Source organism: Agromyces binzhouensis, from assembly GCF_004135055.1.
Taxonomy (GTDB): Bacteria; Actinomycetota; Actinomycetes; order Actinomycetales; family Microbacteriaceae; genus Agromyces; species Agromyces binzhouensis.
The window spans coordinates 1-9,351 of the sequence record NZ_SDPL01000091.1; the positions used below are offsets into that span (position 1 = coordinate 1).

Consider the following 9,351-nt stretch of genomic DNA (forward strand, 5'->3'; position numbering starts at 1 on the left):
GCCGGCCTCACGGTCGAGCAGCCTCGCGAGCTCGGCGGCCGCCTCGCGGCCCGCCCTCTCGCTGAACGGCGGCTCCGCGAGGACGCGGTCGAGTTCCTCGATGCGGTGGGCCGCCCGAGGCAGCGCCTGCCGCTCGACGAACCTCGCGTGCGCGCGATCGTGCGCGGTCCGCTCGTCGTCGACCAGAACGGCGCGCACGCGCTCCCGCTCGGCGTCTGACGCGAACCGACCCGCCTCGTCGGCGTCGGCGATGGCCGCCTCGGCGACCTGCACGCGCACCTCGAGGTCGCGCACCGTTCCGAGTTCCCGGCCGAGTTCGCGGAGCCGCCGTCGCAGCTCCGTCGCGACCGCTTCGTCGAACACGGCACCGTACGCCCCGAGCACGCTCCGCAGCCTGCGCACGTTCGTGCGGAGCTGGTGCAGAGCGTCGGGCTCGTCACCCAACGCACGCGGCAGGAACTCGTGGAACCGGTCTTGCACGGCGATGAGAGCCGCGACCACCGCCATGCCGGCATCGGCGTCGGCGTCGGCGTCGGCGCCGGCATCGGCGCGGCGCTCCGCCCGCCCCGGCCCGCCGTGTGCTGGCTCCACTCGACCATCGTCCGGCGGGCCGCAGTGCCGCGTCAACCGCGCGAGGCCCTTCCGGCGGCACCGCTCCGCGCGCGAGGATGGCATCGTGCAGGGACTGCCGATCGAGAGCCCGCCGCTGCCCGGCCGCATCGTCGTCGAGCAGCGCTGGCGCGACCTCGTCTTCCTGCACTGGCGCACCGATCCCGCGCGTGTCGCGCCGTACCTGCCCGCGGGGACCCGACCGGACGTCCTCGACGGCGTGACCTGGGTCGGCCTCATCCCGTTCGTGCTCGCCGACACGCGCTTCCCGCCACTGCCGACGATGCACCGCCTCGGAACCTTCGTCGAGGTGAACGTGCGCCTCTACTCGGTGGACCGCGACGGCCGGCGCGGCGTGGTCTTCCGGACGCTGGAGGCGGGCCGGCTGCTCCCGGTCATCGCCGCGCGACTCGCGTTCGGCCTCCCCTACCACTGGGCGAGTTCACGCGTCGTGCACCGGATCGACGCCTCGGGCCACGAGCTCGACTTCCGGAGCCGGCGCCGAGGGCCCGGCGGTCCGTCGACCCGCATCCGCGCGCGGCTCGGCGAACCCGTGGCCGCTGACGCGCCCGATGCGGCGCTCGCGCGGTTCCTCACCGCGCGGTGGGGCTTCCACGAGCAGCACCTCGGACGCACCGTCTGGGCGCGGAACGCGCACGATCCGTGGCCCCTCTCGCGAGCCGAGCTCCTCGAACTCGACGACGAGCTCCTCGCGGCCACCGGCTTCGGCGACCTCGCGGAACGCCCACCCGACTCGGTGCTGGCCTCGACAGGCGTGGCGACGGCGTTCAGCCGACCGCAGGCGATCGAGGCGCAGTCGTGGCGCCTCCAGCCGGTGGCACGCCGTCGACCCGCACCCGCTTGATCCGCGCGGCGTGCCCGCGAACGATCTCGACGTCGCCCCGGCGCACTCCGAAGTGCGCCGCGAGCGCCGCGACGACGCCCGCGTTGGCGGCTCCGTCGACGGCGCGCTCGCGCACGTGCACGGTGACGGATGCCGCGGGGTCGTCCGGCGTCGGCACGACGAGCGGCCCCCGACGGCTGCCCGGCTTCACGCGCACGGTCAGCTCCATCGCGCTCGCGTTCGTCGGGACATCCGCTCGGCAGGTCGTCAGGCGGCTACGCCCGCTGGCGCTTCTCGCGCACGCGCATGTTCGTCACGATGGGCGTGCCCACGAAGCCGTAGATCTCGCGCAGGCGCCGCTGGATGAACCGGCGGTAGCCGGGGTCGAGGAACCCCGTCGTGAACAGCACGAACGTCGGCGGACGCGTCGAGGCCTGGGTGCCGAACAGGATGCGCGGCTGCTTCCCGCCCCGCAGCGGGTGCGGGTGGGCCTGGACGAGCTCGGTGAGGAACGCGTTGAACTTGCCGGTGGGGATGCGGGTGTCCCACGACTCGAGCGCGGTCTCCAGGGCGGGAACGAGCTTCTCGAGGTGACGACCGGTCTTCGCGGAGATGTTCACGCGCGGGGCCCACTGCACGTGGTGCAGGTCCTGCTCGATCTCGCGCTCGAGGTAGCGACGACGGTCGTCGTCCAGCAGGTCCCACTTGTTGTACGCGAGGACGAGTGCGCGACCCGACTCGAGCACGAGGTCGATGATGCGGACGTCCTGCTCGGAGATCGGCTGGGAGACGTCGAGGAGCACGACCGCGACCTCGGCCTTCTCGAGCGCGGCCTGCGTGCGCAGCGACGCGTAGAAGTCGGCGCCCTGCTGCAGGTGCACGCGGCGCCGGATGCCGGCCGTGTCGACGAACCGCCAGACCTTGCCGCCGAGTTCGATCTGCTCGTCGACCGGGTCGCGCGTGGTGCCGGCGAGGTCGTTGACGACGACGCGCTCCTCGCGGGCGGCCTTGTTCAGCAGGCTCGACTTGCCCACGTTCGGTCGGCCGAGGATCGCGACCCGGCGAGGACCGCCGAACTCGTCCTTCGCGACGGCCGAGACCTGCGGGAGGACCTTGAACACCTCTTCGAGCATGTCGGCGACCCCGCGCCCGTGCAGCGCGGAGACCGGGTACGGCTCGCCGAGGCCGAGGTTCCAGAGCGCGGCGGCCTCGGGCTCCTGGCGGGCGTCGTCGACCTTGTTCGCGACGAGGAAGACGGGCTTCTTCGTCTTGCGGAGGAGCCGGACGACGTGCTCGTCGGTCGCGGTCGCGCCCACGGTCGCGTCCACCACGAACAGCACCACGTCGGAGAGGTCGATCGCGACCTCGGCCTGCGCGGCGACGGACGCGTCGATGCCCTTCGCATCGGGCTCCCAGCCGCCCGTGTCGACGAGCGTGAAGCGGCGGTCGAGCCACTCGCCCTTGTACGACACGCGGTCGCGGGTCACGCCCGGCGTGTCCTCGACGACGGCCTCGCGGCGGCCGAGGATGCGGTTGACGAGCGCCGACTTGCCCACGTTGGGGCGGCCGACGATGGCGATGACCGGCAGCGCCGGGAGGTAGCGGATGCCCTCCTCGCCCTCCTCGGAGAGCTCGAGCAGGTCGAGGTCCTCGTCCTCCAGGTCGTAGTCGTCGAGGCCCGACCGGAGGGCGGCGGCGCGCTGCTCGGCGAGCTCCTCGTCGACGCCGGCCAGGCGCTCGGCGAGGTCGTCCTCGGGGGCGTCGAACTCGTCGTCGCGATCGGTCATTCCAACTCCTGGGTGTCTCGGGGTCGCGCGCGAGCGCACAACCTGTCTATTCAACCAGTTCGAACCTGAGCGTCCCGGATGACGGCGAGCACCGCCTCCACGGTCTCGTCGAAGTCGAGGTCCGTCGAGTCGACGGTGACGACGCCGTCCGCGGCGTTCATGAAGTCGACGACCTTCGAGTCCGCCTCGTCGCGCGCGCGCAACTGCTGGCCGGTCGTCGCAGCCGAGTGGCCGACGAGCTCCGCCGAGCGGCGCGCCATCCGCACCTCCTCCGAGGCGGTGAGCAGGATGCGCGCCGGGGCGTCCGGCGCGACGACGGTGGTGATGTCCCGTCCCTCGACGACGATCCCGCCGCGCCGCTCGCCGGCCATGATCGCCCGGAACAGCTCGATGAGGTGGGCGCGCACCTCGGGGACCCGGGCGACCTGGCTCACGACGCCCGAGATCCCGGGCTCGCGGATCGCCTGCGTGACGTCGGTCGAGCCGACGTGCACGGTGTAGCCGGTCGGGTCGGTGCCGATGCGGTAGTCGAACGAGTCGAGGCACGAGACGACGGATGCCGCGTCGGCCGTGTCGACACCGCAGGCGATCGCGTGCCACGCGAGCGCCCGGTAGGCGGCGCCCGTGTCGAGGAAGCCCCAGCCGAGGCGTCGGGCGGCCTCCTTGGAGACGCTCGACTTGCCGCTGCCGGCGGGACCGTCGACGGCGACGACGACGGGGTGGACGGGATCGTGCTGCATGGTCATCCTGCGATCCGCCAGCCGCGGTCGGCCAGCTCGGTGGTCAGTCGATCGGCCGCCTCGGGGACGACCTGCACCTCGGCGAGGCCGACCTGGCGGCCCGGCGAGTGCTCGAGGCGGAGGTCTTCGAGGTTCACGCCGATCTCGCCGATCTCGGCGAGGAGCCGAGCGAGCTGGCCCGGCCGGTCGTCGATCATCACGACGATCGTCGTGAAGCGCTTGTCGGTGCCGTGCTTGCCGGGCAGGCGCGCGACGCCCGTGTTGCCGCCCGTGAGCTCCTCGGCGACGCGGCGACGCGCACCGGGCGCGGCGGGGTCGGCGAGCGCCTCGATGAAGCGGTCGAGGTCGTCACGGTACGCGAGGAGGATGTCACGCACCGGCGAGGCGTTCGCTCCGAGGATCTGCACCCACAGGTCGGGGTCGCTCGCCGCGACCCGGGTCACGTCGCGAACGCCCTGGCCGGCGAGCCCCAGCGCCGCGTTCGGGGCGTCGAGGAACCTGCGCGCCATGATGCTCGAGACGACCTGCGGCACGTGCGAGATGAGCGCGACGCCCGCGTCGTGCTCCTCGGGCGTCATCTCGACGAGCGTCGCCCCGAGGTCGAGGATGAGGTCGTCGATCGCGCTGGCACGGCGGTAGCTGATCTCGTCGTGCGCGGCGACCACCCACGGGCGGCCCGCGAACAGGTCGGCCCGGGCGGCGAGGGGTCCCCCGCGCTCGCGGCCGGCGAGCGGGTGCGAGCCGATGTAGCGCGACACGTCGGCGCCGGCGGCCTCGAGCTCCGCGAGGATGCCGGCCTTGACGCTCGCGACATCCGTCACGATCGCCTCGGGGAATGCGGCGAGCTCCGCCGCGACGACGGATGCCGTGACATCCGGCGGCACCGCCACCACGATGAGCTGCGGCGCGTCGTCGGCCTTCGCGGGTCGGCCGGCGCCCAGGTCGACGGCGATCGCGACGTGCGTCGGCGAGGCGTCGGCGAGGATCACGTCGATGCCGCGCGTCCGGAGCCCGAGCGCCACGCTCGTGCCGAGCAGGCCGGCGCCGACGACGCGCACCGGTCCGATGAGCCGTGACTCGACCACCTACCCGTTCCCCTTCCGCTCGGCGTCCGCCGCGCGCACGATGGTGAGCAGCTGGCCGAGTTCGACTCTAGTCAACTCGCGCACCGCGCCCGACTTCAGCGTGCCGAGGTGCAGGGGGCCGAACTGCCGGCGCACGAGCTCGACGACCGGGTGGCCGACGGCGTCGAGCATGCGACGCACGATCCGGTTCCGACCCGAGTGCAGCGTGACCTCGACCATCGTGTGGCGCTGGTCGCCCTGCGCCTGGAGGATCTTCGCGCGGTCGGCGCGGATCGGACCGTCGTCGAGGTCGACGCCGCGCTTCAGCCGCTGCACCGTCTGCGGGGTCATCCGCCCGGCCACCTTCGCGATGTACGTCTTCTCGACGCCGAACGACGGGTGTGCGAGCACGTGCGCGAGATCGCCGTCGTTGGTGAGCAGCAGCAGCCCGCTGGTGTCGCCGTCGAGGCGGCCGACGTTGAACACGCGCACGTCGAGCGAGTCCGTGAAGCGTCGCAGGTCGGGCCGCCCCTGCTCGTCGCGCATCGTCGAGACGACCCCGCGCGGCTTGTTGAGCATGAAGTACCGCTTCTCCTGGTCGAGCTGCACCGCGACGCCGTCCACGGACACCTTGTCGGCGAGCGGGTCGATGCGGGTGCCGAGCTCGGTCACGACCCGGCCGTTCACCTCGATGCGACCCTCGACGATCAGGTTCTCCACGACGCGTCGGCTGGCGACGCCGGCCGCGGCGAGCGCCTTCTGCAGCCGGACCCCCTCGGGTGCGGCACCCGGGTCTCCCGGCCGGTCAGACGAGGTCACGGTCGAATCCCTCCTGGCCGCCGTCGAGCAGCGGCGAGATCGGCGGCAGGTCGTCGAGCGACGCGATGCCGAGGTTCGTGAGCAGCAGCTCGGTCGTGCCGTACAGGATCGCGCCCGTCTCGTCGTCGGTGTCGACCTCGGCGATGAGTCCGCGACCGTACAGCGTGCGGACGACGGAGTCGACGTTGACGGCGCGGATCGACGCGATCGAGGATCGCGAGATCGGCTGCTTGTAGGCGATGACCGCGAGCGTCTCGAGCGCGGCCTGCGACAGCTTCGTCGAGGTCTGCGCGAGCACCGCGTCGGTGATGAGCGCGTCGTACTCGGAGCGCGCGTAGAAGCGCCAGCCGCCGCCGACCTCGCGGAGTTCGAAGGCGCGACGGATGCCTCCGGCCGCGGGCCGCTCCCCCGCGTCGGTCCGCGGCTCGCCCGACGGCGCCCCGCCGTCGTAGTCCGCGACGAGGCGTGCGATCGACGCCTTCACCTCGGCGATGGGACGTGCGACGGCCGCGGCGAGGTGCACGATGCCCTGCGGCTCGTCGGCGATGAACAGCAGCGCCTCGATCGCGCGGTCGAGGTCGAGGCGGGGCTGGCCGGGGACGTCGAGCGGGGTCGCGACCGAGACCTCCGGTCGGTCGTCCGTCACGCCGTCCGTCGGCGTCGCACCGTCTGTCGGCGTCGTGCCATCCGTCTCACTCGTCATAGTCGGCTCCCAGGCTGTCCAGTCGGTCGTCTGACCAGGTGTCGTTCGCGGCCCATCGCAGCGTGAGCTCGCCCAGCGGTTCGAGCTGCTCGAAGCCGATCGCGTCGTTGCGGTAGAGCTCGAGCACCGCGAGGAACCGGGCGACGACGACGCCCGGCCGGTCGACGCCCGCGATCAGTCGGCGGAAGGTGACCGCCCCGCCGCGCCGGAGCACGGCGACGACGTGCGCGGCCTGCTCGCGGATCGACACGAGCGGCGCATGGAGGTGGTCGAGGCCGACGGTCGGCAGTTCGCGCGGCGTGAGCGCCAGCGTGGCGAGGGCGGCGAAGTCGGCGGGACCGAGCGTCCACCGCAGTTCGGGAGTCCGCTGGCGGAACCGTTCCTCCAGCTTGACCGTCCGCGCGTGCCGCCGCGACTCGACCTCGATGCGGCCGCCGAACCAGCGCGCCGCCTCCTTGAACGCCCGGTACTGCAGCAGGCGAGCGAAGAGCAGGTCGCGCGCCTCGAGCAGGGCGACGTCCTCCGCGTCGACGAGTTCCCCCTGCGGCAGCAGCCCCGCGACCTTGAGATCGAGCAGCGTGGCCGCGACGACCAGGAACTCGCTCGCGCGGTCGAGGTCCTCATCGGTCTCGATGCGGCGGAGGTACGCGATGAACTCGTCGGTGACCGCGGAGAGCGACACCTCGGTGATGTCGAGCTCGTGCTTGGCGATGAGCGAGAGGAGCAGGTCGAACGGGCCCTCGAAGTTGGACAGCGCGACGCGGAACTCCGGCTCGGTGCCGGTCTCGCCGGCCTCGCCTGCTGCGGGCGCCCCGTCCGTCCCGCCCGCCTGGCCGACCGCCTCCGCCGCGCTGGGTTCAGGCGACCGCGCCACGGTCGACCAGCTCCCTCGCGAGCTGACGGTATGCCCGCGCAGCGGGGTGCTCGGGCGCGAACTCCGTGATCGGCGTCGCGGCGACCGTGGCATCCGGGAACTTCACGGTGCGCGTGATCACGGTCTCGAGCACCTTCTCGTCGAACGCGTCGACGACGCGCTCGAGCACCTCGCGTGAGTGCAGCGTTCGTGCGTCGTACATGGTCGCGAGGATCCCGTCGAGCGTGATGGCGGGGTTGAGCCGGTCGCGCACCTTGTCGATCGTCTCGATGAGCAGCGCGACCCCGCGCAGCGCGAAGTACTCGCACTCGAGCGGGATGACCACGCCGTGGCTCGCCGTGAGGGCGTTCACGGTGAGCAGGCCGAGCGAGGGCTGGCAGTCGATCAGGATCACGTCGTAGTCGGCCGACACCTTGCGGAGCACGCCCGCGAGGATCTGCTCGCGCGCGACCTCGGTCACGAGGTGCACTTCGGCCGCGGAGAGGTCGATGTTGGCCGGGATCACGTCGAGCCCCTCGACGCCGGTGCGCTGGATCGCATCGGCCGGCGCCACGCTGCGGCTGAGCAACAGGTCGTAGACCGTCGGGACGTCGTGCGTCTGCACGCCGAGGCCCGCCGAGAGCGCACCCTGCGGGTCGAAGTCGACCGCGAGCACGCGGCGGCCGTACTCGGCGAGCGCCGCACCGAGGTTGATCGTCGTCGTGGTCTTGCCGACGCCGCCCTTCTGGTTGCAGAGCGCGATGATCCGGGCCGGTCCGTGCGATCGGATCGGCGCGGGTTCCGGGAACTCGCGAGCGGGGCGGCCGGTGGGACCCAGGTCCGACGACTCCAGCGTGGCGGTGCCGTCCGCCGGGTCGTGTTCGTAGGTCACAGTGCGGCTCTCTCTCCCCGTCGATTCCGGAATGCTTGGTCGATTCTAACGAGCGCGAGGGTGGGCGACCGTGTACATCTCCCGGAGTGTATCGGCCGTGACCAGCGTGTAGATCTGGGTCGTGGACACGGAGGCGTGCCCGAGGAGCTCCTGGACGACGCGCACGTCCGCACCTCCCGCGAGCAGGTGGGTCGCGAACGAGTGGCGCAGGGTGTGCGGCGAGACGGATGCCTCGACCCCGGCACGCTCCGCGGCATCCTGCAGCACCTGCCAGACGGCCTGTCGCGACATCCGCCTGCCGCGGGCGCCGAGGAAGAGGGCGGGGGTCGCGCTCCCCCGCTTCGAGAGCACGGGGCGGGCGCGCACGAGGTAGGCGTCGAGTGCGGCCCTCGCGTAGCTGCCGACCGGGACGATGCGCTCGGTGCCCCCCTTGCCGAAGAGTCGCACGACCTCCTCGTCGACGAGGTCGTCGACGTTGAGGGCGGTGGCCTCGGAGACGCGCGCGCCCGTCGCGTAGAGCAGCTCGAGCAGCGCGACGTCCCGCAGCGCGATGACCTCGTCGCCCACGCGCGCGGCCTCGATGATCGCGGCGACCTGTTCGACCGGGATCGCCTTCGGCAGCCGCATGGGCAGCTTCGGTGGGCGGAGGTCCTTCGCGGGGTCGGTCGGCGTGCGCCCCTCCTCGGCGAGGAAGCGGTGCAGGCCGCGCACCGCGGAGAGCACCCGCGCGATCGACGAGACCGCGAGGGTCGGTTCCCGCTCGGAGCCGAGGTAGCGGACGAAGGCCGACAGGTCGGCCTCGGCGGCGGCCTCCGGTGCGGCGATGCCCGCGGCCGCCAGCCAGTCGGTGTAGATCGCGAGATCGCGACGGTACGAGGCGAGGCTGTTGCGCGCGAGTCCTCGCTCCACCGTGAGGTGGCGCAGGTAGTCGTCGACCGCGCGCGAGCTCACCCGGCGGCCGGCCTGTGGTTCGGGTGCGCGGGCCACGGTGCGTCGGCGGGCCCGAGCGTCACCCAGCCCCGGGCGCGCGCGGCCGCGGC

11 protein-coding genes are annotated in these 9,351 nt (G+C 72.7%); 1 reads left to right on the forward strand and 10 read right to left on the reverse strand.

Annotation, left to right across the window (positions count from 1 at the left end; translation table 11 throughout):
* Nucleotides 1–591: CHAD domain-containing protein (locus ESO86_RS06660; protein ID WP_165307431.1), on the reverse strand; the 591-nt coding region annotated here is incomplete at its 3' end.
* Between the two features lie 85 nt (nt 592–676).
* Between ESO86_RS06660 and ESO86_RS06665 the strand changes: the two genes are divergently transcribed.
* Nucleotides 677–1,474, forward strand: a complete 798-nt coding sequence (locus ESO86_RS06665) for a YqjF family protein (protein WP_340638838.1) — start codon at nt 677–679, stop codon at nt 1,472–1,474.
* Here ESO86_RS06665 and ESO86_RS06670 read toward each other — a convergent pair.
* Genes ESO86_RS06670 through xerD form a run of 9 tightly spaced genes read right to left on the reverse strand, consistent with a single transcriptional unit; the run spans nt 1,398 to nt 9,298 of the window.
* Nucleotides 1,398–1,682 carry a DUF167 domain-containing protein gene (locus tag ESO86_RS06670; protein ID WP_129234193.1) on the reverse strand — a complete coding sequence of 95 codons (285 nt, stop codon included), beginning with the start codon at nt 1,680–1,682 and terminating at the stop codon, nt 1,398–1,400. The two genes, ESO86_RS06665 and ESO86_RS06670, sit on opposite strands and share 77 nt — an antisense overlap.
* Nucleotides 1,683–1,728: 46 nt before the next feature.
* On the reverse strand, nt 1,729–3,240 hold the full coding sequence (der, locus tag ESO86_RS06675) for a ribosome biogenesis GTPase Der (RefSeq protein ID WP_129234194.1): 1,512 nt from the start codon (nt 3,238–3,240) through the stop codon (nt 1,729–1,731).
* Nucleotides 3,241–3,290: 50 nt separating this feature from the next.
* Nucleotides 3,291–3,986, reverse strand: coding sequence for a (d)CMP kinase (gene cmk, locus ESO86_RS06680; RefSeq protein WP_422836479.1), 696 nt, complete (start codon nt 3,984–3,986; stop codon nt 3,291–3,293).
* Nucleotides 3,983–5,065, reverse strand: coding sequence for a prephenate dehydrogenase (locus ESO86_RS06685; RefSeq protein WP_129234195.1), 1,083 nt, complete (start codon nt 5,063–5,065; stop codon nt 3,983–3,985). The genes cmk and ESO86_RS06685 overlap by 4 nt, the downstream gene beginning before the upstream one ends.
* Nucleotides 5,066–5,863, reverse strand: coding sequence for a pseudouridine synthase (locus ESO86_RS06690; RefSeq protein ID WP_129234196.1), 798 nt, complete (start codon nt 5,861–5,863; stop codon nt 5,066–5,068).
* On the reverse strand, nt 5,850–6,566 hold the full coding sequence (gene scpB, locus ESO86_RS06695; RefSeq protein WP_129234197.1) for an SMC-Scp complex subunit ScpB: 717 nt from the start codon (nt 6,564–6,566) through the stop codon (nt 5,850–5,852). Before scpB ends, ESO86_RS06690 begins: the two co-directional genes overlap by 14 nt.
* Nucleotides 6,556–7,440 (reverse strand): segregation and condensation protein A, encoded by an 885-nt coding sequence (locus tag ESO86_RS06700; protein WP_422836480.1) that lies wholly within the window; start codon nt 7,438–7,440, stop codon nt 6,556–6,558. Before ESO86_RS06700 ends, scpB begins: the two co-directional genes overlap by 11 nt.
* A complete protein-coding gene (locus ESO86_RS06705) occupies nt 7,424–8,311 on the reverse strand; it encodes a ParA family protein (RefSeq protein WP_129234199.1) in 888 nt (295 codons plus the stop codon). The genes ESO86_RS06700 and ESO86_RS06705 overlap by 17 nt, the downstream gene beginning before the upstream one ends.
* A gap of 45 nt (nt 8,312–8,356) precedes the next feature.
* On the reverse strand, nt 8,357–9,298 hold the full coding sequence (gene xerD / locus ESO86_RS06710; RefSeq protein ID WP_129234200.1) for a site-specific tyrosine recombinase XerD: 942 nt from the start codon (nt 9,296–9,298) through the stop codon (nt 8,357–8,359).
* Between the last annotated feature and the right edge of the window lie 53 nt (nt 9,299–9,351).

Coding starts and splice junctions, on each gene's coding strand:
- ESO86_RS06670 (WP_129234193.1), bottom strand. CDS start 1,682: ATGGAGCTGACCGTGCGCGTGAAGCCGGGCAGCCGTCGGGGGCCGCTC.
- der (WP_129234194.1), bottom strand. CDS start 3,240: ATGACCGATCGCGACGACGAGTTCGACGCCCCCGAGGACGACCTCGCC.
- cmk (WP_422836479.1), bottom strand. CDS start 3,986: ATGACCATGCAGCACGATCCCGTCCACCCCGTCGTCGTCGCCGTCGAC.
- scpB (WP_129234197.1), bottom strand. CDS start 6,566: ATGACGAGTGAGACGGATGGCACGACGCCGACAGACGGTGCGACGCCG.